Source organism: Mycobacterium tuberculosis H37Rv (assembly GCF_000195955.2).
Taxonomy (GTDB): domain Bacteria; phylum Actinomycetota; class Actinomycetes; order Mycobacteriales; family Mycobacteriaceae; genus Mycobacterium; species Mycobacterium tuberculosis.
In genome coordinates, this window is sequence record NC_000962.3 from 769,725 (window position 1) to 793,333 (window position 23,609).

Genomic DNA, 23,609 nt, shown 5'->3' on the forward strand with positions numbered 1-23,609 from the left:
GCCGCGGCTGGCCGGACGTGATCCGAGGGTGTGGGTCTCACCAGATCGGTCTCACTAGACTTGGGTTGTGCTCATTGGTTCGCATGTCAGCCCAACCGATCCGCTGGCCGCAGCGGAGGCCGAAGGCGCTGACGTAGTGCAGATTTTCCTTGGCAATCCGCAGAGCTGGAAGGCTCCCAAGCCGCGGGACGACGCCGCCGCGCTGAAAGCCGCGACCCTGCCCATCTACGTGCATGCGCCCTACCTGATCAACCTTGCGTCGGCGAACAATCGCGTGCGGATCCCGTCGCGCAAGATCCTGCAAGAGACCTGTGCTGCGGCGGCCGACATTGGCGCAGCGGCGGTGATCGTGCACGGTGGGCACGTCGCCGACGACAACGACATCGACAAGGGCTTCCAGCGCTGGCGCAAGGCGCTGGACCGGCTGGAAACCGAGGTTCCCGTCTACCTGGAAAACACCGCCGGCGGCGATCACGCGATGGCGCGCCGCTTCGACACCATCGCCCGGCTCTGGGACGTCATCGGCGACACCGGAATCGGGTTTTGCCTGGACACCTGCCACACCTGGGCGGCCGGCGAGGCGCTGACCGATGCCGTCGATCGGATCAAAGCAATTACCGGCCGCATCGATCTGGTGCACTGCAACGACTCCAGGGACGAAGCGGGATCGGGCCGTGACCGCCACGCCAACCTCGGCAGCGGCCAGATTGATCCTGACCTGCTGGTGGCTGCCGTCAAGGCGGCCGGCGCGCCGGTGATCTGCGAAACCGCCGACCAAGGTCGCAAGGACGACATCGCGTTTCTGCGGGAAAGAACCGGCAGCTGACTTCAAGCCCCGCGGCACCTACCGTTGACTTATGCTCCGCAGGGTCGCCATACTGCTCGCCGCTGTGCTTGCGTTCGCGGGCTGCTCGGGGGGAACGAGGTTGGCGGCGGGCTTCGGCAATGGCAATAGCGTGCACACCCTCGATGTCGATGGAGCCGGCCGCAGCTACCGGCTTTATAAGCCCGTCGGGTTGCCGTCCTCGGCGCCGCTGGTCGTCATGTTGCACGGCGGGTTCGGCAGCGCCAAGCAAGCCGAAAGGTCTTATGGCTGGGACGAATTGGCCGACTCCGAGAAGTTCCTCGTCGCCTACCCCGATGGCTATCACAGGGCTTGGAATGCCAATGGCGGAGGCTGCTGCGGCCGGCCCGCACGTGAAGGCGTCGACGACATCGGCTTCGTCCGCGCGGTCGTCGCCGACATCGCCAACAATGTCAGCATCGACCCCGCCCGGGTCTACGTCACGGGCATGAGCAACGGTGCCATCATGTCCTACACGCTGGCCTGCAACACCAGCATCTTCGCGGCGATCGGCGTCGTTTCGGGCACGCAACTAGACCCCTGTCAGTCCCCGCGTCCGGTGTCGGTCATCCACATCCATGGCACGGCCGATCCGCTGGTCCGCTACCACGGCGGGCCCGGCGCCGGGTTCGCGCGCATCGACGGTCCGCCGGTGCCCGATCTCAATGCGTTCTGGCGCGAGGTCAACCGGTGCGGCGCGCTGGATACCACGACCGAAGGTCCGGTCACCACATCGGGCGCCACATGCGCCGACAATCGCCGTGTCGTGCTGCTCACCGTCGATGACGCCGGCCACCGATGGCCGTCATTTGCCACCCAGACACTGTGGCGATTCTTTGCAGCGCACTTCAGATGAGGACAAAACCATCCGTTACATTCTCTTGTGCAGTTGTAGAAAAAACGTAACATGGTGGCATGTCAGATACGCATGTCGTCACCAACCAGGTTCCGCCCTTGGAGAACTACAATCCCGCGTCATCCCCGGTGCTCATCGAGGCTCTGATCCAGGAGGGTGGCCAGTGGGGCCTGGATGAAGTAAACGAGGTCGGGGCAATTTCTGCCAGCTGCCAAGCCCAACGCTGGGGAGAGCTTGCAGACCGCAACCGGCCCATCCTGCATACCCACGACGCTTACGGGTACCGGGTCGATGAGGTGGAGTACGACCCGGCCTACCACGAGCTGATGCGTACCGCGATCACCCATGGCATGCACGCCGCACCGTGGGCTGACGACCGCCCGGGTGCGCACGTGGTGCGAGCGGCCAAGACATCGGTGTGGACCGTCGAGCCGGGCCATATCTGCCCCATCTCGATGACCTACGCCGTCGTTCCGGCGCTGCGGTATAACTCCGAGCTGGCTGCGGTCTACGAGCCGCTGCTGACCAGTCGTGAGTACGACCCGGAGCTGAAGCCGGCGACCACGAAGGCCGGCATCACCGCCGGCATGTCGATGACCGAGAAGCAGGGTGGCTCCGACGTGCGCGCTGGCACCACCCAGGCGACCCCGAATGCGGACGGCAGCTACAGCTTGACCGGCCACAAGTGGTTCACTTCGGCGCCGATGTGCGACATCTTCCTGGTGCTCGCGCAGGCACCGGACGGGCTGTCGTGCTTCCTGCTGCCGCGGGTGCTGCCCGACGGCACCCGCAACCGAATGTTCTTGCAGCGGCTCAAGGACAAGCTCGGCAACCACGCAAACGCCTCGAGCGAGGTCGAATACGACGGTGCCGTCGCGTGGCTGGTGGGCGAGGAGGGCCGCGGCGTGCCGACCATCATCGAGATGGTCAACCTCACCCGGCTGGACTGCGCTCTGGGCAGTGCCACCAGCATGCGCACCGGCCTAACCCGCGCCGTCCACCATGCCCAGCATCGGAAGGCGTTCGGCGCCTACCTGATCGACCAGCCGTTGATGCGCAACGTGCTGGCCGACCTGGCGGTGGAGGCCGAGGCCGCCACCATCGTGGCAATGCGGATGGCCGGTGCCACCGACAACGCGGTGCGCGGGAACGAGACCGAAGCGCTGCTGCGTCGCATCGGCCTGGCGGCCGCCAAGTACTGGGTGTGCAAGCGCTCCACCGCTCACGCCGCCGAAGCGCTGGAGTGCCTGGGCGGCAACGGTTATGTCGAGGATTCCGGGATGCCCCGGCTCTACCGGGAGGCGCCGTTGATGGGCATCTGGGAGGGCTCGGGCAATGTCAGCGCGCTAGATACCTTGCGCGCCATGGCAACCCGGCCCGCATGCGTCGAGGTGCTGTTTGACGAGCTGGCCCGCAGCGCAGGCCAGGACCCCAGGCTGGACGGCCACGTCGAAAGGCTGCGTCCGCAGCTGGGCGATCTTGACACGATCGGTTATCGAGCCCGCAAGATTGCCGAAGACATCTGCCTGGCGTTGCAGGGATCGTTGTTGGTGCGCCACGGACATCCCGCCGTCGCCGAGGCGTTTCTGGCCACTCGGCTCGGCGGCCAGTGGGGCGGAGCGTACGGCACCATGCCGGCCGGTCTGGATCTCGCGCCCATCCTCGAGCGTGCGCTGGTAAAAGGCTGAGCGGCCGCTGATGACACACGCGATCAGGCCGGTCGATTTCGACAACCTGAAGACGATGACCTATGAGGTCACCGGTCGGATTGCGCGGATCACCTTCAACCGGCCGGAGAAGGGCAACGCGATCATCGCAGACACCCCGCTGGAGTTGTCTGCTCTGGTGGAGCGTGCCGATCTGGATCCAGGCGTGCATGTCATTCTGGTGTCCGGTCGCGGCGAGGGATTCTGTGCCGGCTTCGACCTGTCCGCCTACGCCGAGGGGTCGTCGTCGACCGGGGGCGGCGGCGCATACCAAGGCACGGTGCTAGATGGCAAGACCCAGGCCGTCAACCACCTACCGAACCAGCCGTGGGACCCGATGATCGACTACCAGATGATGAGCCGGTTCGTGCGCGGATTCGCCAGTCTGATGCATGCCGACAAGCCGACGGTGGTCAAGATCCACGGCTACTGCGTGGCCGGCGGCACCGACATCGCGCTGCACGCCGATCAGGTGATCGCCGCCGCCGACGCCAAGATCGGCTACCCGCCCACCCGGGTGTGGGGGGTGCCGGCGGCGGGCCTGTGGGCGCACCGGCTCGGCGACCAGCGGGCCAAACGGCTGCTGTTCACCGGCGATTGCATCACCGGCGCGCAGGCCGCCGAGTGGGGCCTGGCGGTCGAGGCGCCGGAGCCGGCTGACCTCGACGAGCGGACCGAGCGACTGGTGGCCCGGATCGCCGCACTGCCGGTCAATCAATTGATCATGGTCAAGCTCGCGCTCAATTCCGCTCTGCTGCAACAGGGTGTGGCCACCAGCAGGATGGTCAGCACCGTGTTCGACGGCGCCGCTCGGCACACACCCGAGGGGCACGCGTTTGTCGCCGACGCGGTCGAGCACGGCTTCCGGGATGCGGTGCGGCGCCGTGACGAGCCGTTTGGCGACTACGGCCGTCAAGCATCGCGGGTGTAACCATGCCGGCCATGACCGCCCGTTCGGTGGTACTCAGCGTGCTGCTCGGTGCTCATCCCGCGTGGGCCACCGCAAGCGAATTGATCCAGCTGACAGCGGATTTCGGTATCAAGGAGACGACGTTGCGGGTCGCGCTGACCCGCATGGTCGGTGCCGGGGATCTGGTCCGGTCCGCGGACGGCTACCGGCTCTCGGATCGGTTGCTGGCCCGCCAGCGCCGACAAGATGAGGCCATGCGCCCACGGACCCGCGCTTGGCACGGAAACTGGCACATGCTGATTGTCACCAGCATCGGCACCGATGCTCGTACCCGGGCCGCACTGCGAACCTGCATGCACCACAAGCGTTTCGGTGAATTGCGGGAAGGGGTGTGGATGCGGCCGGACAATCTCGACCTCGACTTGGAGTCCGACGTTGCGGCCCGGGTTAGGATGCTGACGGCCCGCGACGAGGCCCCCGCCGACTTGGCCGGGCAGCTGTGGGATCTGTCGGGGTGGACCGAGGCCGGCCACCGGTTGCTCGGCGACATGGCAGCGGCCACCGACATGCCCGGGCGATTTGTGGTGGCTGCGGCGATGGTGCGCCACCTGCTCACCGATCCGATGTTGCCCGCTGAACTGTTGCCCGCCGACTGGCCGGGCGCCGGGTTACGGGCGGCGTACCACGACTTCGCCACTGCAATGGCGAAACGACGCGATGCAACTCAACTCCTGGAGGTGACATGAGTGATCTGGTGCGTGTGGAGCGCAAAGGTCGGGTGACCACGGTGATTCTGAACCGGCCGGCCTCCCGCAACGCGGTCAACGGCCCGACCGCCGCGGCGTTGTGCGCGGCGTTCGAGCAATTCGACCGGGACGACGCCGCGTCGGTGGCCGTACTCTGGGGTGCGGGTGGAACCTTTTGTGCGGGAGCCGATTTGAAGGCCTTTGGCACACCGGAGGCCAACTCTGTGCACCGGACGGGTCCCGGCCCGATGGGGCCGTCACGAATGATGCTGTCCAAACCTGTGATCGCCGCCGTCAGCGGCTACGCCGTCGCCGGGGGGCTGGAATTGGCACTGTGGTGCGACCTGCGGGTGGCCGAGGAAGACGCCGTGTTCGGTGTGTTTTGCCGTCGCTGGGGGGTACCGCTCATCGACGGCGGCACCGTGCGACTGCCACGGCTGATCGGGCACAGCCGCGCGATGGACATGATCCTCACTGGCCGTGGGGTGCCGGCCGACGAAGCGCTGGCCATGGGGTTGGCCAATCGGGTGGTGCCCAAGGGTCAAGCCCGACAGGCGGCTGAGGAGTTGGCGGCGCAATTGGCCGCGCTGCCGCAGCAGTGTCTGCGATCGGATCGGCTGTCGGCGCTGCACCAGTGGGGCCTGCCCGAGTCCGCGGCGCTCGACCTCGAGTTCGCCAGCATCGCGCGGGTGGCCGGCGAGGCGCTAGAGGGGGCGAGACGGTTCGCCGCGGGTGCCGGTCGGCATGGGGCCCCGGCACCTCGGGCCGAACAGGGCGACACGCTTTAGGCGGGTACGGCTCAGACCAAGGCGAAGGTCCGTGCCGATGCCGGCGAGGGCCACGGCTGCGGAATGGGTCGTTGCCGGACAACCTGGGGCCACCAGAACCACTTTCCGAGGAGGGCCGCGATCGACGGTGTCATGAACGACCGGACGATCAGGGTGTCGAAGAGCAGGCCCATACCGATGGTGGTGCCAACCTGGGCCATCACGGTCAGCTCGCTGACGGCAAACGACATCATGGTGAAGGCAAACACCAGCCCGGCGGCGGTCACCACCGACCCGCTGCCACCCATCGCACGGATGATGCCGGTGTTGATTCCGGCGTGGATCTCCTCCTTGAGCCGGGCAACCAGCAGCAGGTTGTAGTCCGCGCCGACGGCCAGCAGGATGATGACCGCCATCGCCAACACCAACCAGTGCAGCTCGATACCCAGGATGTGTTGCCAGATCAGCACCGACAGCCCGAACGAGGCGCCCAGCGACAACACCACGGTGCCGACGATGACGGCGGCCGCGACGACGCTGCGGGTGGTGATCAGCATGATGATGAAGATCAGGCAGAGTGCGGAGATTCCGGCGATCATCAAGTCATAGGTGTTGCCGTCGGACAAGTCCTTGAACATCGCCGCGGTACCGCCCAGGTAGATCGCGGATCCCTCCAACGGTGTGCCCTTGATGGCTTCCTTGGCGGCGGTCTTGATCTTGGCGATGCGCGCGATGCCCGCCTGGCTCATCGGGTCGCCTTCGTGGCTGATGATGAACCGCACCGCGTGCCCGTCCGGCGAGAGGAACTGTTCCAGGCCGCGTTGGAAGTCGGGATTGTCGAAAACCTCGGGAGGCAGATAGAACGAGTCGTCGTTGCGCGAAGCATCAAAGGCTTCGCCCATCGCCGCCGAATCCTCCTGCATCGCGGCCATCTGATCCTGCAGCCCTTCCTGGGTGGAATGCATGCTCAGCATCTGCGCCTTCATGCTCTTCATGGTCTGGATCATCTCGGGCATCATCGCGGTCAGCTGGGGCATGAGCGTGTCCAGGCGCTGCATGAGCGGCAGCAGGTTGTTGATGTCTTCGGTCATGACGTCGATTCCGTCGAGGGTGTCGAACACCGACCGCAGCGACCAGCAGACCGGGATGTCGTAGCAGTGCTTTTCCCAGTAGAAGTAGCTGCGGATGGGGCGGAAGAAATCGTCGAAATCCGCAATATGGTTGCGCAACTCCTCGACATCGACCACCATCCCCGTCATCTGAATGACCATTTCGTGGGTGACATCGGCCATCTGCTGGGTGAGGCTGTGCATCCGCTCCATCTGGTCGATGTTGGACTGAATGTCGTTGACCTGCTCCAGCATCCTGGCCGTCAGGTCCTGGTTGTATTTCTCGGTCAGTTTCTGGCTGGTGCCCTGCATGCTGATCAGGAACGGGATTGAGGTGTGCTCGATCGGTTTGCCGTCCGGCCGGGTGATGGCCTGCACCCGGGATATCCCCTCCACGGCGAAAATGGCCTTGGCGATCTTGTTGATCACCAAAAAGTCGGCCGAATTACGCATGTCGTGGTCGCTTTCGACCATCAGCACCTCGGGGTTCATCCGGGCCTGGGAGAAATGGCGCTCCGCGGCCGCATAGCCTTCGTTGGCCGGTAGGTCGGCGGGCAGGTAGTTGCGGTCGTTGTAGTTGGTCCGGTAGCCCGGCAGGGTCAGCAGACCGACGAGCGCCAGGGCCACCGCACCGACCAGGATGGGGCCGGGCCAGCGGACGATGGCGGCCCCGACCTTGCGCCAGCCCCGCACCCGCGCCATCCGCTTGGGCTCGAGCAGCTTGCCGAACCGGCTCGTCACGGCGATTATCGCCGGGCCCAGGGTGAGTGCGGCGGCGACGACGATGACCATCCCGATCGCCAACGGCACACCGAGGGTCTGAAAGTACGGCAGTCGGGTGAAGCTCAGACAGAACGTGGCACCCGCGATGGTCAGACCCGAGCCCAGCACGACATGGGCGGTGCCGCCGAACATGGTGTAGTACGCCGACTCCCGGTCCTGGCCGAGCCCGCGTGCTTCCTGGTAGCGGCCGATCAGGAAGATGGCGTAGTCGGTGGCGGCCGCGATCGCCAGCACCACGAGCAGGTTGGTCGCGAAGGTCGAGAGCCCAATGATCCGGTGGAAACCGAGGAAAGCCACGCCCCCGCGGGTGGCGAGCAGCCCGAGCACCACCATCGTCAGCATGATCGCCGACGTGATGATCGACCGGTAGACCAGCAGCAACATCACGATGATCACGGTGAACGTGACCGCCTCGATCACCTGCAGACTACGGTCGCCGGCCTGCTGCTGATCGGCGACCAGCGCGGCCGAACCGGTGACGTACACCTTGACACCGGGTGGCGGCGCAAGGCGCTCGACGATGGTCTTGACCGCTTCCACGGACTCGTTGGCCAGTGACTCGCCCTGATTGCCCGCGAGTTTCACCTGAACGTAGGCGGCCTTGCCGTCGCTGCTCTGGGCGCCGGTGGCGGTCAGTGGATCCCCCCAAAAGTCCTGCAAGGACTGGACGTGGGTGGTGTCGGCTTGCAGTCTGCCGATCATCTGGTCGTAAAACGCATGGGCGGCGTCACCGAGCGGCCGCTGGCCCTCCAGCACGATCATCGCCGCGCTGTCGGAGTCTCCCTCCTCGAACACCTTGCCGATGTGTTTCATCGAGATCATCGACGGTGCCGCGTCGGGGCTCATCGACACCGCCTGTATCTGTCCGACCGTTTCCAGTTGCGGCACAGTGACGTTGAGGACGGCGATGGTGACCAACCACCCAAGGATGATCGGCACCGCGAAGGTACGGATCATTCTGGGGATGAACGGTCGCGCCGCGTGCCTGTCGGGCGGGACGGAGCCCGTCGGCGCAGCTGTCCTTTGCACGATCATGCGGATTTCACAAAGCAGTAGGTCAGGGCATCCACGCCGGTTGCGGTCCGCTCGTCCTTCACTTCGCCATCGACGGTGATTCGGCAGGTGATGGAAGTGCCGTCGCCTTGCGCGAGGATGTTGGGGGCCGCGGACGGCGCCGTGGTCTTCAAGGTGAGCGACCACGGCAGGGCTGCGCCGTCGATCCGCTGTGGCTTGGCGTCGAGGTCCAGGTAGTTGATGTTGACGTAACTACCGGAGCCGGAAACTTCGTACTCCACCACCTTGGGGTCGAACGGCTCCGGGTCATCGGCGAAGACCTTCGGCGTCACCAAGATGCCTTCGGAACCAAAGAAAGTGCGGATCCGCTGCACCGTGAAGCCGGCGATGGCGACCACAACCAGGATGAGCAGCGGTATCCAGGCACGCTTGAGAGTTCCAATCATCGCCCTCCGCCTCTGCCGCATGAAGTTCACGCCGGTCTGGTGACGCATACCGAACGTCACAGATTTCAGAGTACAGTGAAACTTGTGAGCGTCAACGACGGGGTCGATCAGATGGGCGCCGAGCCCGACATCATGGAATTCGTCGAACAGATGGGCGGCTATTTCGAGTCCAGGAGTTTGACTCGGTTGGCGGGTCGATTGTTGGGCTGGCTGCTGGTGTGTGATCCCGAGCGGCAGTCCTCGGAGGAACTGGCGACGGCGCTGGCGGCCAGCAGCGGGGGGATCAGCACCAATGCCCGGATGCTGATCCAATTTGGGTTCATTGAGCGGCTCGCGGTCGCCGGGGATCGGCGCACCTATTTCCGGTTGCGGCCCAACGCTTTCGCGGCTGGCGAGCGTGAACGCATCCGGGCAATGGCCGAACTGCAGGACCTGGCTGACGTGGGGCTGAGGGCGCTGGGCGACGCCCCGCCGCAGCGAAGCCGACGGCTGCGGGAGATGCGGGATCTGTTGGCATATATGGAGAACGTCGTCTCCGACGCCCTGGGGCGATACAGCCAGCGAACCGGAGAGGACGACTGATGAGCAACCTCGCAATCTGACCGAGGTGGCGAGCAAGACGGCGATTGGCCTGTGGTCACTCCTTGTTGATGCGGTTGCCCGCGCCGAGGTTATCGATTGTGGGGTCACCGTTTTTGTAGGTGACCGTGTTGTCCAGCCCAACAACAACGAGGCGCTCGTCGATCCTGTCGAAGGCGATCTTGTTGTTCGCACCACCGACGGTCACCGTTTCGCAGGTGCCGTTGACGGTCAGCGTGTTGTCCGAGCCGGCCACGTTCAGTGACTTGCCGTCAGCGCAGTCAAGGGTGGCGGTAGTCCCGATGGATCCGTAGGTCAGCATGTCACCGATCTGGATCGAAGCGGTTGTGGATTCTCCGGTCGTCACGGTCGGCGCCGCGGTCGGGCCGCTCGTCGCTGTCGTGGTGGTGGCGGTCGCGGGCGTCGTGGTAGCTGCCGGCGGGTTGGCAGTGGAACTGCAGCCGGCCAGCGGCAACGCTGCGGCAGCCAGCGCCAGAGCAAAGGTCGCCAACCGGGAGTGGGTAGCGCGATCGGCGCGCAACGGTTTCTCGACCACCTCAGCCGACCCGCTGCAGTCGGTTTACCATTCCTAGTTCCCGGCCACGGTCCCAGATGAACGGATCACCATTGCGGAAGAACACCGTTTCGTCCCAGCCGTAGACGGTGATGTCGTTGATGATCGTGTCGGCGACAACGGTGTTGGACGAGCCCATCACGGTCACCGCCCAGCAGGTTCCCAGCGCGGTCACGATGTTCTGAGTGCCGTTGACCAACAAGGTGGATTCGTTGCAGTCCAGCGTCCGCTCGATGCCCTGCCCGGTGACATGGGTGTCGCCGTTCTTGGCGTGTGCGGCCGGCGGTGGGGCGGCCAAGGCGACAGCGATGGTGATGACACCGGCAGCCAGCGACGCGGCGACGGTGTTCCACTTCACGGCGGGCCCCCCTTCGACTGGGCGGGTGATGCTTGACTGAGCCTTGGTCGGGCCTTGATTGAGCGTACGTGCATTCGCCCGGGCGACGACAGACCTGAGTGCATTTGCCGGGCAGGCACCCCGCGTCTGATGTCAGCTACTCCACAACCCGGTCGCTAGAGTCATTAGTTGGCCCTAACGTCCCCCGAAGACCGGTGCGGACCCAAAGCCGATCACCCCAACCGAAGGGCGAACCGCCATGGCAGCTCAGCCGCAAGCACCGTCAGCGGGCGGCCGCCCGCGCGCGGGGAAAGCGGTGAAGTCCGTGGCTCGCCCGGCCAAACTGAGCCGTGAGAGCATCGTCGAGGGCGCCCTGACCTTTTTGGATCGGGAGGGGTGGGACTCGCTGACCATCAATGCGCTGGCGACCCAGCTCGGGACCAAGGGGCCGTCGCTGTACAACCACGTGGACAGCCTCGAGGATCTACGCCGGGCGGTGCGGATTCGGGTGATCGACGACATCATCACGATGCTGAATAGGGTCGGTGCGGGTCGCGCACGCGATGACGCGGTGTTGGTCATGGCCGGTGCCTACCGCAGCTACGCCCACCACCACCCGGGTCGGTACTCGGCGTTCACCCGGATGCCGCTGGGCGGTGACGATCCCGAATACACCGCTGCGACTAGGGGCGCAGCCGCGCCCGTCATCGCCGTGCTGTCCTCGTACGGCCTCGACGGTGAGCAGGCTTTCTACGCGGCGCTCGAGTTTTGGTCGGCACTGCATGGGTTTGTGTTGCTGGAAATGACCGGCGTCATGGACGACATCGATACCGATGCGGTGTTCACCGACATGGTGCTGCGGCTGGCGGCGGGCATGGAAAGGCGCACCACACACGGTGGTACCGCGTCAACGTAGCGCCCTGCTTCGGCCGCAACGCCCGCTTTGACCTGCCAGACTGGCGGCGGGTATTGTGGTTGCTCGTGCCTGGCGGCTTACGCTTGATGTAGGGGCGTGGATGCCGGGCCAATTCGCATGTCCGCGATGCCTCGGATGAGACGAATCGAGTTTGAGGCAAGCTATGCGACACACCCGGCCGCGGGTAACCGTGGCGGGGCATGGCCGACAAACAGAACGTGAAAGCGCCCAAGATAGAAAGCCGGTAGATGCCAACCATCCAGCAGCTGGTCCGCAAGGGTCGTCGGGACAAGATCAGTAAGGTCAAGACCGCGGCTCTGAAGGGCAGCCCGCAGCGTCGTGGTGTATGCACCCGCGTGTACACCACCACTCCGAAGAAGCCGAACTCGGCGCTTCGGAAGGTTGCCCGCGTGAAGTTGACGAGTCAGGTCGAGGTCACGGCGTACATTCCCGGCGAGGGCCACAACCTGCAGGAGCACTCGATGGTGCTGGTGCGCGGCGGCCGGGTGAAGGACCTGCCTGGTGTGCGCTACAAGATCATCCGCGGTTCGCTGGATACGCAGGGTGTCAAGAACCGCAAACAGGCACGCAGCCGTTACGGCGCTAAGAAGGAGAAGGGCTGATGCCACGCAAGGGGCCCGCGCCCAAGCGTCCGTTGGTCAACGACCCGGTCTACGGATCGCAGTTGGTCACCCAGTTGGTGAACAAGGTTCTGTTGAAGGGGAAAAAATCGCTGGCCGAGCGCATTGTTTATGGTGCGCTTGAGCAAGCTCGCGACAAGACCGGCACCGATCCGGTGATCACCCTCAAGCGGGCTCTCGACAATGTCAAACCCGCCCTGGAGGTGCGCAGCCGTCGCGTCGGCGGCGCGACCTATCAGGTGCCTGTCGAGGTGCGCCCCGACCGGTCGACCACGCTGGCGCTGCGCTGGCTCGTCGGCTACTCGCGGCAACGCCGTGAGAAGACGATGATCGAGCGCCTGGCAAATGAGATCCTGGATGCCAGCAATGGCCTTGGGGCCTCCGTCAAGCGGCGTGAGGACACCCACAAGATGGCCGAGGCGAACCGAGCCTTTGCGCATTATCGCTGGTGAGAAGCGCCGGTTAGCCAGCCAGGGCGCAAACCGACAGTGATAGACAGCTAACTAGCAACCGAAAGAGTGGGAAGACTTCTGTGGCACAGAAGGACGTGCTGACCGACCTGAGTAGGGTCCGCAACTTCGGCATCATGGCGCACATCGATGCCGGCAAGACCACAACCACCGAGCGCATCCTGTACTACACCGGTATCAACTACAAGATTGGTGAGGTGCACGACGGCGCAGCCACCATGGACTGGATGGAACAGGAACAGGAGCGCGGCATCACCATCACCTCTGCGGCCACGACCACGTTCTGGAAAGACAACCAGCTCAATATCATCGACACGCCAGGGCATGTGGATTTCACCGTCGAGGTGGAGCGCAATCTGCGCGTGCTCGACGGCGCGGTCGCGGTTTTCGACGGCAAAGAGGGTGTCGAACCGCAGTCCGAACAGGTGTGGCGGCAGGCCGACAAATACGATGTCCCCCGAATCTGCTTCGTCAACAAGATGGACAAGATCGGTGCGGACTTCTACTTCTCGGTTCGCACGATGGGGGAGCGGCTTGGGGCCAACGCCGTGCCCATTCAGCTTCCCGTCGGTGCGGAGGCCGACTTCGAAGGCGTCGTCGACCTGGTGGAGATGAACGCCAAGGTGTGGCGCGGCGAGACGAAACTCGGCGAAACCTACGACACCGTGGAAATACCGGCCGACCTGGCCGAGCAGGCTGAGGAGTACCGGACCAAGCTGCTCGAGGTGGTCGCCGAGTCCGACGAGCACCTGTTGGAGAAGTACCTGGGCGGTGAGGAGCTCACCGTCGACGAGATCAAGGGCGCGATCCGCAAGCTGACAATCGCCAGCGAGATCTACCCGGTGCTGTGCGGCAGCGCGTTCAAGAACAAGGGCGTGCAGCCGATGCTGGATGCCGTCGTCGACTACCTGCCGTCGCCGCTGGACGTTCCGCCGGCGATCGGGCACGCGCCCGCCAAGGAGGACGAGGAGGTGGTGCGCAAGGCGACCACCGACGAGCCCTTTGCGGCCCTGGCGTTCAAGATCGCTACTCACCCGTTCTTCGGCAAGCTCACCTACATCCGGGTGTACTCGGGCACCGTCGAGTCGGGTAGCCAGGTCATCAATGCCACCAAGGGCAAGAAAGAACGGCTGGGCAAGCTGTTCCAGATGCACTCCAACAAGGAGAACCCGGTCGATAGGGCTAGTGCCGGTCACATCTACGCGGTGATCGGTCTCAAGGACACCACCACCGGTGACACCTTGAGCGACCCGAACCAGCAGATCGTGCTGGAGTCGATGACCTTCCCCGACCCGGTGATCGAGGTGGCCATCGAGCCGAAGACCAAGAGCGACCAAGAGAAGCTGAGTCTGTCGATCCAGAAGCTCGCCGAAGAGGATCCGACCTTCAAGGTGCACCTGGATTCCGAGACCGGCCAGACCGTCATCGGCGGCATGGGCGAGCTGCATCTGGACATCCTGGTGGACCGCATGCGCCGGGAATTCAAGGTCGAGGCCAACGTCGGCAAGCCTCAGGTTGCCTACAAGGAGACCATCAAGCGGCTCGTGCAGAACGTCGAGTACACCCACAAGAAGCAGACGGGTGGCTCGGGCCAGTTCGCCAAGGTCATCATCAACCTCGAGCCGTTCACCGGTGAAGAGGGCGCGACCTACGAGTTCGAGAGCAAAGTCACCGGCGGGCGTATCCCGCGGGAGTACATCCCGTCGGTGGATGCCGGCGCACAGGACGCCATGCAGTACGGCGTGCTGGCCGGCTATCCGCTGGTGAACCTGAAGGTCACGCTGCTCGACGGCGCCTACCACGAGGTTGACTCCTCGGAAATGGCGTTCAAGATCGCGGGCTCGCAGGTGCTCAAAAAGGCTGCCGCACTTGCGCAGCCGGTGATCCTGGAACCGATCATGGCGGTCGAGGTGACCACACCCGAGGACTACATGGGTGACGTGATCGGCGACCTGAACTCCCGCCGTGGCCAGATCCAGGCCATGGAGGAGCGGGCTGGTGCGCGCGTTGTTAGGGCGCACGTGCCGCTGTCGGAGATGTTCGGCTACGTCGGTGACCTTCGGTCCAAGACTCAAGGCCGGGCAAACTACTCCATGGTGTTCGACTCGTACTCCGAAGTGCCGGCGAACGTGTCGAAGGAAATCATCGCGAAGGCGACGGGCGAGTGAGCGCAAGCTCACGAGTGAGGAGCCGAGCAATGGGTACAGCGAAGGCGACGGGCGACTAGGCGATGCGAAGACGACCGCTAGTGAGCGAAGCTCACGAGCAATGAGCAGCGCGAAGGCGACTGGCGAGTAGATACAACCATACGAGTAGGCTGGCCCGGTTACGACCGCGGCATAACTGAAAACATCAACACTGCTTTTATAAGCACTAACAAGTCCAGGAGGACACAAAAGTGGCGAAGGCGAAGTTCCAGCGGACCAAGCCCCACGTCAACATCGGGACCATCGGTCACGTTGACCACGGCAAGACCACCCTGACCGCGGCTATCACCAAGGTCCTGCACGACAAATTCCCCGATCTGAACGAGACGAAGGCATTCGACCAGATCGACAACGCCCCCGAGGAGCGTCAGCGCGGTATCACCATCAACATCGCGCACGTGGAGTACCAGACCGACAAGCGGCACTACGCACACGTCGACGCCCCTGGCCACGCCGACTACATCAAGAACATGATCACCGGCGCCGCGCAGATGGACGGTGCGATCCTGGTGGTCGCCGCCACCGACGGCCCGATGCCCCAGACCCGCGAGCACGTTCTGCTGGCGCGTCAAGTGGGTGTGCCCTACATCCTGGTAGCGCTGAACAAGGCCGACGCAGTGGACGACGAGGAGCTGCTCGAACTCGTCGAGATGGAGGTCCGCGAGCTGCTGGCTGCCCAGGAATTCGACGAGGACGCCCCGGTTGTGCGGGTCTCGGCGCTCAAGGCGCTCGAGGGTGACGCGAAGTGGGTTGCCTCTGTCGAGGAACTGATGAACGCGGTCGACGAGTCGATTCCGGACCCGGTCCGCGAGACCGACAAGCCGTTCCTGATGCCGGTCGAGGACGTCTTCACCATTACCGGCCGCGGAACCGTGGTCACCGGACGTGTGGAGCGCGGCGTGATCAACGTGAACGAGGAAGTTGAGATCGTCGGCATTCGCCCATCGACCACCAAGACCACCGTCACCGGTGTGGAGATGTTCCGCAAGCTGCTCGACCAGGGCCAGGCGGGCGACAACGTTGGTTTGCTGCTGCGGGGCGTCAAGCGCGAGGACGTCGAGCGTGGCCAGGTTGTCACCAAGCCCGGCACCACCACGCCGCACACCGAGTTCGAAGGCCAGGTCTACATCCTGTCCAAGGACGAGGGCGGCCGGCACACGCCGTTCTTCAACAACTACCGTCCGCAGTTCTACTTCCGCACCACCGACGTGACCGGTGTGGTGACACTGCCGGAGGGCACCGAGATGGTGATGCCCGGTGACAACACCAACATCTCGGTGAAGTTGATCCAGCCCGTCGCCATGGACGAAGGTCTGCGTTTCGCGATCCGCGAGGGTGGCCGCACCGTGGGCGCCGGCCGGGTCACCAAGATCATCAAGTAGGTCTACCGGCCACCAGACGCAAAAGAACATGATGGGCGCACCAGCGCCCATCATGTTCTTTTGCGTCTGCTCGCGAAAATGCCCAGCGTGCGGCGCTACGCTGACATGGACCCTCCGACGAGGCAAGGAGCAGGCACGTGTTAGCGCGCTACATCAAGATGCAGTTATTGGTGCTGTTGTGCGGTGGTCTGGTCGGGCCGATCTTCTTGGTCGTCTACTTCACGCTCGGACTGGGCAGCCTGATGTCGTGGATGTTCTATGTCGGTCTGATCATTACCGTTGCTGACGTGCTGGTCGCGCTCGCATTGACCAACTACGGGGCAAAGACCGCTGCCAAGACCGCGGCACTTGAACGGAGTGGAGTGCTGGCGCTCGCCCAAATCACCGGGCTCAGCGAGACAGGGACCCGGATCAACGATCAACCGCTGGTAAAGGTGCACCTGCACATCTCGGGACCCGGCATCACTCCGTTCGACACGGAAGACCGGGTCATCGCCAGTGTGACCCGGCTGGGCAATCTCACGGCTCGAAAACTGGTGGTATTGGTGAATCCCGCCACGCAGCAATACCTGATCGACTGGGAACGAAGCGCTTTGGTCAACGGCCTGGTGCCCGCCCAATTCACCGTCGCCGAAGACAACAAGACCTACGACTTGAGTGGGCAAACCGGCCCGCTGATGGAGATCTTGCAGATTCTGAAGGCAAACAACGTTCCGCTGAACCGGATGGTTGACATCCGCTCGAATCCGGCACTGCGTCAGCAAGTCCAAGCGGTGGTGCGGCGGGCAGCCGAGCGGCAGGCGCCGGCGGCCGAGCCAGCGTCGCAAGGATCGATCGCCGAGCGGCTTGCGGAGCTGGAATCGCTGCGCGCCAGCGGTGCGGTCAACGCGGCGGAATACGAGAGCAAGCGCGCCCAGATCATCTCCGAAATCTGAGGCGAGCTGGGGCACCATCCGCGGCGAGCAGACGCGAAAGCCCGCGACACGCCGAGGCATCGGGGGATTTTGTCTGGTGGGCGGGAATCTGGGGCACGTTAGAACACGTTACAGTTTCGCTGCTAGCCTGACAGTCGGCGAGAGGGGCGTATGTGTCTGCGCGGGGAGGATCACTGCACGGCCGGGTGGCATTTGTCACCGGCGCCGCCCGCGCCCAAGGACGGTCGCACGCGGTGCGGCTGGCGCGCGAGGGGGCCGATATCGTCGCGCTGGACATCTGCGCGCCAGTATCCGGCAGCGTGACTTACCCGCCGGCCACGTCCGAAGATCTCGGCGAGACCGTCCGCGCGGTGGAAGCCGAAGGCCGCAAGGTGCTCGCCCGCGAGGTGGATATTCGCGACGACGCCGAGTTGCGGCGGCTGGTGGCCGATGGTGTCGAGCAGTTCGGCCGGCTCGACATCGTGGTGGCCAACGCCGGGGTGCTGGGTTGGGGCAGGCTCTGGGAACTCACCGATGAGCAGTGGGAGACCGTTATCGGGGTCAACTTGACGGGTACGTGGCGCACCTTGCGGGCCACCGTGCCCGCGATGATCGATGCCGGCAATGGGGGTTCGATTGTGGTTGTCAGCTCGTCGGCGGGGTTGAAGGCGACACCGGGCAACGGCCACTACGCGGCCAGCAAGCATGCACTCGTAGCGCTGACCAACACGTTGGCGATAGAGCTCGGTGAATTCGGCATACGGGTCAACTCCATTCATCCTTACTCGGTCGACACCCCGATGATCGAACCGGAGGCAATGATTCAGACGTTCGCCAAGCATCCCGGATATGTGCATAGCTTTCCACCAATGCCGTTGCAGCCCAAAGGTTTTATGACACCAGACGAGATATCCGACGTCGTTGTCTGGTTGGCCGGCGACGGCTCGGGCGCACTGTCGGGCAATCAGATCCCGGTCGATAAGGGTGCCTTGAAGTATTGACGCGCGATCGTGTATGAACGCACACGTGACCAGTCGTGAAGGCGTCAATGAGTTTGACGATGGAATTGTGATCGTCGGCGGCGGATTGGCAGCTGCGCGCACCGCCGAGCAGTTGCGTCGTGCGGGCTATTCGGGTCGCCTCACGATCGTCAGCGACGAGGTGCATCTGCCGTACGACCGTCCGCCGCTATCCAAGGAGGTGCTGCGCAGCGAGGTCGACGATGTGGCCCTCAAACCCCGCGAGTTCTACGACGAAAAGGACATCGCACTTCGGCTGGGGTCGGCTGCCGTCAGCTTGGACACGGGAGAACAGACGGTAACGCTGGCCGACGGTACGGTGCTCGGCTACGACGAGCTCGTCATCGCGACTGGTTTGGTGCCCCGGCGTATTCCATCGCTTCCCGACCTTGATGGCATTCGGGTGCTCCGGTCGTTCGACGAGAGCATGGCACTGCGCAAGCATGCATCCGCCGCACGGCACGCCGTGGTGGTGGGGGCCGGTTTCATCGGCTGCGAGGTGGCTGCCAGTCTGCGCGGTCTCGGTGTGGATGTGGTGCTGGTTGAGCCGCAGCCGGCGCCGTTGGCCTCGGTGCTGGGCGAGCAGATCGGCCAGTTGGTGACGCGGCTCCATCGCGATGAGGGCGTTGATGTTCGCACGGGTGTGACAGTGGCCGAGGTACGTGGCAAGGGGCATGTCGACGCGGTGGTCCTGACCGACGGTACCGAACTGCCGGCTGATCTGGTGGTTGTGGGCATTGGGTCGACCCCGGCGACCGAATGGCTAGAGGGTAGCGGCGTCGAGGTCGACAACGGCGTGATCTGTGACAAAGCCGGGCGGACTAGCGCGCCGAATGTGTGGGCGCTCGGTGACGTCGCCTCCTGGCGAGATCCGATGGGACACCAAGCACGCGTGGAACATTGGAGCAACGTCGCCGACCAGGCCCGAGTCGTGGTGCCCGCGATGCTCGGGACCGATGTGCCCACGGGCGTGGTCGTCCCGTATTTCTGGAGTGACCAGTATGACGTCAAAATCCAGTGCCTGGGGGAGCCGCACGCCACCGACGTTGTGCATCTGGTCGAGGACGACGGGCGCAAGTTCCTTGCCTATTACGAGCGCGATGGCGTGCTGGTTGGCGTGGTCGGTGGCGGGATGGCCGGCAAGGTCATGAAGGTGCGCGGCAAGATCGCCGCGGGCGCGCCCATCGCCGAAGTGTTAGACCAAACTCAGGCCTAGAGCTGACCTAGGTGGCAGCGGGCGCCCTGGTCGTCGGCGCATTCGGCGGACATATCGTCTGGCTGTCGGGACGGCTCGGCCAGCGCGCCGGCCGCACGCACCCGTGCGACCGCCGCGTCGATATCGCCACCGTCCATATCGGCACGGCGCTCGGATGCGGGCTGCGGCCCGCTGCACCGGGCCATCAGATGCACGCCCGGCGCCTGCCAGCCATCCGCGACGCGGCCCGGTTTGACGGTCCACCCCAGCACGTGGCGTAGAAGTCGCGGATGACGTCGGAATCGGCTACCTCGTAGCTGACATTCGCCGTTTCACTGAGCCGGCATCTGTTGAGCTCTGGGCGTTTCCGGCACGGGCTCGGCTTCAAGACCGCGAATGCCGCGCTTCGGTTGTCGGTAGCATCGAGGATGGCTCCGTGCTCGGATTGACCTGTTTGTCCCGCGGCGCCGCTGGCTGCGGTGATCGCCTCGCGCGTGGCGACCAGGCCTGCGACGGCCTAGCAGCAACCAGGGTGGGACAACCGGAGCCGGCGAATATGCCGGTCGGGAGCTCGGTTGTTCGTGGGAGCTCGGTGACCGGCATGGGGACATGACGGCGGCTGATCGTGGTCAGCCAGCTTGTGTCGCGCCACGCAGCCATGAAATCGCGATTGGCGGCGGATCGCTTCCATGCGCGGCATCCGTTGCAGCCCGAAATGTCTCCGACGTCAGGTCCTCGGCCGTGCCACGGGCGCCGCAGAGCCGCCCATACCGTCGCCGCGCTGGCGTGAATTCCGACGGGTTGGTCAGGAAAATATCCGGCGAGCTGCTACCGTGGCGGCGCCAACACTGTGCCGACCCAACTCGGGGATCGCAGATCGCTCGTCATTGCCAGGTCACCGGTGGGCCGTGTGGATGGCATTCACCCAAGACCCGGGCGTGACCACCCGGCCAACTGCGCATACGTACCAGGTACTTGATTTGGGCGCCGGGCCGCTGGTGGGCAGGCTCCAAGGTGAGGTGCACGAACGGGCAGTGGGCATCGGCTTGCGCGGCTAATGCGTCGATTCCGGCGCGGATCGCTGCGCGTTCGTCGGCGGGCAGGTACTGCCAGGTGATCGAATGCCACAACACGGTGAGTGCATCGTCGGTCAGAGTCATGCCGGCGACTGCGGCGTGCGCCGCCTGCCGATGGAGGTCCGCGGGAATGTTGCGGGCGACGGCGATGGCGCCCCGCAACCGCTCCAACCGATCGGTCTGGTCCGGCCAGATGTAGCTCAACGCGTTCAGCTCCCCGTCGGGGCTGGTGACGTCGATGGGCGCGATGTCGTATCCGTGTCGTTCGACGATCCGCACCGTGGCCGTCGGCGGCAATTCGCCCAGCCAGGCATTGTCGATTCGCACCGGTGAGTCGGCCAGGCCCCATTCGCCGCCGAGATAACGGTAGCGGTACCGATCTGGTCGCAGGTTCAGCCCTGCACTGGACCCTATCTCGAAAAGCCTTATTGGCAAGTCGAATTGGAGGCAGGCGATGAGAAGTCCACCGATCAACGCCGCCGAGCGCCCTACCTCGTTGGTCTGCGGTGGCCGATCGAGAGCCGCACGCAGCGACTCCGGCTGGTCGGTCGCGGTGCGGACGATATCGGGCCAGGCTGCCTCCGCCTGCCAGGTGCCGCCGGTGCTGGGGTACCAGCGGCGCAACACCGGTGCGCGGCCGTCGAGCACCATCCGGTGCAATCCGCCGAGCAGCCGAAGCGGCACCGCCTGGCCCTCCGGAGCACCCTTCTGGTCGGCCAAGATGGACGCGAAGACGCCGCCGCTTTCGACGTCAGCTGCCACGAGCTCAAGTAGCTCGCGGTACATCGGGGAGCCGGAGGAGGTGCACACCCGCCCCTGTGACCGCAGGGTGTGGACCAGGTGTTCGGTGCCCGTCACTGGTTGAGTCGGTCCAGACCGGCGCCGACGACGTCAAACGCGGCCCCGAGCGCTTCGGTCAAGGAGACGGATTCGTCGCGCAGCCAATGTTCATAGGCGCTCAGAGCGACCCCCAGCATTGTCCAGGCGACGGTTTGGGGCATAAAGTCTGTCGTCTTTCCACCCGATCTGCGGGCAACGAATTTGGCGATCACCTCGCGCCAGCCAGCATACATGGTCATCGAATAGGCCTGCAGTTCAGGAGTTTGCAAGATGACCCGCATGCGCTTGCGGTGTCGGATGGTTTCGGATTCGTCAAAGGTGTTGAAGGCCAACAGCGCTGCGCGCAACGCGTCCCTCAGCTGAATCCGTGAATCGATATTGTCGAGTAGACCTTGTAGCTGTGCAAGGTGGGTGCTGAAGTCACCCCAGGGGATGGCGTTCTTGGAGGCGTAGTAGCGAAACAACGTTCTGCGGGCGATGCCGGCCGCCCGGGCGATGTCGTCCACGCTGACATCGGTGAAACCGTGGGCAGCGAACAGTTCGATGGCAACATCGCTGATGTGGTGCGGTGTGGTTGAGCGCCGTCGGCCCACCCGCGACTCGTGCGGCATCACATTCGCCCTTCCATTTCGGCACTCGATGCCATATTGTGTCCAGATCGACGGATCGCTGTCGAGACCTGCTGGCGAAAGGCAATCCAGATGGACTACGAAACCGATACCGACACCGAGCTTGTCACCGAGACCCTGGTTGAAGAGGTGTCCATCGACGGAATGTGTGGGGTTTACTGACCGTGCCGGCGCCCGCGCAGGCTCGCCGGGCTGATTCCAGCGAATTCGATCCCGATCGCGGCTGGCGACTACACCCACAGGTGGCGGTCCGGCCGGAGCCTTTTGGCGCGCTGCTCTATCACTTCGGCACCCGTAAGTTGTCATTTCTGAAAAATCGCACCATCCTCGCGGTGGTGCAGACGCTGGCGGATTATCCCGATATCCGGTCGGCCTGCCGCGGCGCCGGCGTCGACGACTGTGACCAGGATCCGTACCTGCACGCCCTGAGTGTGCTCGCCGGTTCGAACATGCTGGTTCCTCGGCAGACAACATGACGAGCCCCGTACCCCGACTCATCGAGCAGTTCGAGCGGGGGCTCGACGCGCCGATCTGCCTTACCTGGGAGCTGACCTACGCCTGCAACCTAGCTTGCGTGCACTGCCTGTCGTCCTCGGGCAAACGCGATCCCGGCGAGTTGTCCACCCGCCAATGCAAGGACATCATCGACGAACTGGAACGCATGCAGGTGTTCTACGTGAACATCGGCGGCGGCGAACCAACCGTGCGCCCGGACTTTTGGGAGCTGGTAGATTACGCCACCGCACACCACGTCGGGGTGAAATTCTCCACCAACGGGGTCCGGATCACCCCCGAGGTGGCCACGCGGCTGGCAGCCACCGACTACGTCGACGTTCAGATCTCACTCGACGGCGCCACGGCCGAGGTCAACGACGCCATCCGCGGCACCGGGTCGTTCGACATGGCGGTGCGCGCGCTGCAGAACCTGGCAGCGGCGGGATTTGCCGGCGTCAAGATCTCGGTTGTGATCACCCGGCGCAACGTCGCCCAGCTCGACGAATTCGCCACGCTGGCAAGCCGTTACGGAGCGACGTTGCGGATAACCAGGTTGCGACCGTCCGGGCGCGGGACTGACGTATGGGCCGACCTGCACCCCACCGCCGACCAGCAGGTGCAGCTTTACGACTGGCTGGTTTCCAAAGGAGAGCGGGTGCTCACCGGCGATTCCTTCTTCCACCTGGCGCCGCTCGGCCAGTCGGGGGCTCTGGCCGGCTTGAACATGTGCGGAGCCGGGCGGGTAGTGTGCCTGATCGACCCGGTGGGTGACGTGTATGCGTGCCCATTCGCCATTCATGACCACTTCTTAGCCGGAAACGTGTTGTCCGACGGCGGATTTCAAAATGTCTGGAAGAACTCGTCGCTGTTTCGCGAGCTCCGGGAGCCCCAGTCCGCAGGCGCCTGTGGCAGCTGCGGACACTACGACAGCTGCCGGGGCGGCTGCATGGCGGCGAAATTCTTCACCGGCCTGCCGCTGGACGGGCCGGATCCCGAATGCGTGCAAGGCCATAGCGAGCCGGCGCTGGCGCGCGAGCGCCACCTACCGCGGCCCCGCGCCGACCACTCCCGCGGTCGGCGCGTCAGCAAACCGGTGCCCCTGACGCTGTCGATGCGGCCACCCAAGCGCCCGTGCAATGAAAGTCCGGTGTAGC

At 64.6% G+C, this 23,609-nt stretch carries 25 protein-coding genes; 18 read left to right on the top strand and 7 right to left on the bottom strand.

What is annotated here, in order from left to right; all coding sequences use genetic code 11:
- The first annotated feature begins 67 nt into the window (after positions 1 to 67).
- From end to echA5, 6 genes are read left to right on the top strand one after another with little or no spacing between them, the layout of a single operon-like run.
- Positions 68 to 826, top strand: coding sequence for an endonuclease IV (gene end / locus Rv0670; protein NP_215184.1), 759 nt, complete (start codon positions 68 to 70; stop codon positions 824 to 826).
- A 31-nt stretch (positions 827 to 857) separates the two neighbouring features.
- Positions 858 to 1,700: a lipoprotein LpqP gene (gene lpqP, locus Rv0671; RefSeq protein ID NP_215185.1), complete on the top strand. Its 843-nt coding sequence runs from the start codon at positions 858 to 860 to the stop codon at positions 1,698 to 1,700.
- Between the two features lie 59 nt (positions 1,701 to 1,759).
- The gene (gene fadE8, locus Rv0672; protein NP_215186.1) at positions 1,760 to 3,388 is read left to right on the top strand and encodes an acyl-CoA dehydrogenase FadE8; all 1,629 of its coding nucleotides are present in this window, start codon (positions 1,760 to 1,762) and stop codon (positions 3,386 to 3,388) included.
- Positions 3,389 to 3,398: 10 nt separating this feature from the next.
- Entirely contained in the window at positions 3,399 to 4,337 is a 939-nt protein-coding gene (gene echA4 / locus Rv0673; protein ID NP_215187.1) for an enoyl-CoA hydratase EchA4, read from the top strand.
- 2 nt (positions 4,338 to 4,339) lie between these two features.
- Positions 4,340 to 5,062 (top strand): hypothetical protein, encoded by a 723-nt coding sequence (locus Rv0674; RefSeq protein NP_215188.1) that lies wholly within the window; start codon positions 4,340 to 4,342, stop codon positions 5,060 to 5,062.
- The gene (gene echA5 / locus Rv0675) at positions 5,059 to 5,850 is read left to right on the top strand and encodes an enoyl-CoA hydratase EchA5 (RefSeq protein ID YP_177745.1); all 792 of its coding nucleotides are present in this window, start codon (positions 5,059 to 5,061) and stop codon (positions 5,848 to 5,850) included. The genes Rv0674 and echA5 overlap by 4 nt, the downstream gene beginning before the upstream one ends.
- Before the next feature lie 11 nt (positions 5,851 to 5,861).
- Here echA5 and mmpL5 read toward each other — a convergent pair whose 3' ends face one another.
- On the bottom strand, positions 5,862 to 8,756 hold the full coding sequence (gene mmpL5, locus Rv0676c) for a transmembrane transport protein MmpL5 (protein ID NP_215190.1): 2,895 nt from the start codon (positions 8,754 to 8,756) through the stop codon (positions 5,862 to 5,864).
- A complete protein-coding gene (gene mmpS5 / locus Rv0677c; protein NP_215191.1) occupies positions 8,753 to 9,181 on the bottom strand; it encodes a membrane protein MmpS5 in 429 nt (142 codons plus the stop codon). Before mmpS5 ends, mmpL5 begins: the two co-directional genes overlap by 4 nt.
- An 84-nt stretch (positions 9,182 to 9,265) precedes the next feature.
- On the opposite strand from mmpS5, the gene Rv0678 reads away from it, so the two are divergent.
- Positions 9,266 to 9,763 (top strand): hypothetical protein, encoded by a 498-nt coding sequence (locus Rv0678; RefSeq protein ID NP_215192.1) that lies wholly within the window; start codon positions 9,266 to 9,268, stop codon positions 9,761 to 9,763.
- Between the two features lie 55 nt (positions 9,764 to 9,818).
- On the opposite strand, the gene Rv0679c is transcribed toward Rv0678, so the two are convergent.
- The gene (locus Rv0679c; RefSeq protein ID NP_215193.1) at positions 9,819 to 10,316 is read right to left on the bottom strand and encodes a hypothetical protein; all 498 of its coding nucleotides are present in this window, start codon (positions 10,314 to 10,316) and stop codon (positions 9,819 to 9,821) included.
- A gap of 1 nt (position 10,317) precedes the next feature.
- Positions 10,318 to 10,692, bottom strand: a complete 375-nt coding sequence (locus Rv0680c; RefSeq protein NP_215194.1) for a transmembrane protein — start codon at positions 10,690 to 10,692, stop codon at positions 10,318 to 10,320.
- 304 nt (positions 10,693 to 10,996) lie between these two features.
- Between Rv0680c and Rv0681 the strand changes: the two genes are divergently transcribed.
- From Rv0681 to Rv0688, 8 genes are all read left to right on the top strand, one after another.
- Positions 10,997 to 11,587, top strand: coding sequence for a transcriptional regulator (locus Rv0681; RefSeq protein ID NP_215195.1), 591 nt, complete (start codon positions 10,997 to 10,999; stop codon positions 11,585 to 11,587).
- Positions 11,588 to 11,835: 248 nt separating this feature from the next.
- Positions 11,836 to 12,210, top strand: coding sequence for a 30S ribosomal protein S12 (gene rpsL / locus Rv0682; protein ID NP_215196.1), 375 nt, complete (start codon positions 11,836 to 11,838; stop codon positions 12,208 to 12,210).
- Positions 12,210 to 12,680 carry a 30S ribosomal protein S7 gene (gene rpsG / locus Rv0683; protein NP_215197.1) on the top strand — a complete coding sequence of 157 codons (471 nt, stop codon included), beginning with the start codon at positions 12,210 to 12,212 and terminating at the stop codon, positions 12,678 to 12,680. Before rpsL ends, rpsG begins: the two co-directional genes overlap by 1 nt.
- Before the next feature lie 80 nt (positions 12,681 to 12,760).
- The gene (gene fusA1 / locus Rv0684) at positions 12,761 to 14,866 is read left to right on the top strand and encodes an elongation factor G (protein ID YP_177746.1); all 2,106 of its coding nucleotides are present in this window, start codon (positions 12,761 to 12,763) and stop codon (positions 14,864 to 14,866) included.
- Between the two features lie 230 nt (positions 14,867 to 15,096).
- Positions 15,097 to 16,287, top strand: coding sequence for an elongation factor Tu (tuf, locus tag Rv0685; protein NP_215199.1), 1,191 nt, complete (start codon positions 15,097 to 15,099; stop codon positions 16,285 to 16,287).
- Between the two features lie 137 nt (positions 16,288 to 16,424).
- Positions 16,425 to 17,222 carry a membrane protein gene (locus tag Rv0686; RefSeq protein NP_215200.1) on the top strand — a complete coding sequence of 266 codons (798 nt, stop codon included), beginning with the start codon at positions 16,425 to 16,427 and terminating at the stop codon, positions 17,220 to 17,222.
- Positions 17,223 to 17,374: 152 nt separating this feature from the next.
- Positions 17,375 to 18,202: an NAD-dependent oxidoreductase gene (locus Rv0687; RefSeq protein NP_215201.1), complete on the top strand. Its 828-nt coding sequence runs from the start codon at positions 17,375 to 17,377 to the stop codon at positions 18,200 to 18,202.
- A gap of 13 nt (positions 18,203 to 18,215) precedes the next feature.
- On the top strand, positions 18,216 to 19,436 hold the full coding sequence (locus Rv0688; protein NP_215202.1) for a ferredoxin reductase: 1,221 nt from the start codon (positions 18,216 to 18,218) through the stop codon (positions 19,434 to 19,436).
- On the opposite strand, the gene Rv0689c is transcribed toward Rv0688, so the two are convergent.
- The 3 genes from Rv0689c to Rv0691c all read right to left on the bottom strand — a co-directional run bounded on the left by Rv0689c (position 19,433) and on the right by Rv0691c (position 21,942).
- Positions 19,433 to 19,687 (bottom strand): hypothetical protein, encoded by a 255-nt coding sequence (locus tag Rv0689c; protein NP_215203.1) that lies wholly within the window; start codon positions 19,685 to 19,687, stop codon positions 19,433 to 19,435. The genes Rv0688 and Rv0689c overlap by 4 nt on opposite strands.
- Positions 19,688 to 20,299: 612 nt before the next feature.
- Positions 20,300 to 21,349 (bottom strand): hypothetical protein, encoded by a 1,050-nt coding sequence (locus Rv0690c; RefSeq protein NP_215204.1) that lies wholly within the window; start codon positions 21,347 to 21,349, stop codon positions 20,300 to 20,302.
- Positions 21,346 to 21,942, bottom strand: a complete 597-nt coding sequence (locus tag Rv0691c; protein NP_215205.1) for a mycofactocin biosynthesis transcriptional regulator MftR — start codon at positions 21,940 to 21,942, stop codon at positions 21,346 to 21,348. Before Rv0691c ends, Rv0690c begins: the two co-directional genes overlap by 4 nt.
- A 90-nt stretch (positions 21,943 to 22,032) precedes the next feature.
- On the opposite strand from Rv0691c, the gene Rv0691A reads away from it, so the two are divergent.
- Genes Rv0691A through Rv0693 form a run of 3 tightly spaced genes read left to right on the top strand, consistent with a single transcriptional unit; the run spans position 22,033 to position 23,608 of the window.
- Positions 22,033 to 22,122, top strand: a complete 90-nt coding sequence (locus Rv0691A; protein YP_007409348.2) for a mycofactocin precursor — start codon at positions 22,033 to 22,035, stop codon at positions 22,120 to 22,122.
- Positions 22,107 to 22,436: a mycofactocin system protein MftB gene (locus Rv0692; protein NP_215206.1), complete on the top strand. Its 330-nt coding sequence runs from the start codon at positions 22,107 to 22,109 to the stop codon at positions 22,434 to 22,436. Before Rv0691A ends, Rv0692 begins: the two co-directional genes overlap by 16 nt.
- Complete coding sequence (locus tag Rv0693) at positions 22,433 to 23,608, top strand: mycofactocin radical SAM maturase MftC (RefSeq protein ID NP_215207.1); 1,176 nt, start codon at positions 22,433 to 22,435, stop codon at positions 23,606 to 23,608. Before Rv0692 ends, Rv0693 begins: the two co-directional genes overlap by 4 nt.
- The last annotated feature ends 1 nt before the right edge of the window (position 23,609 follow it).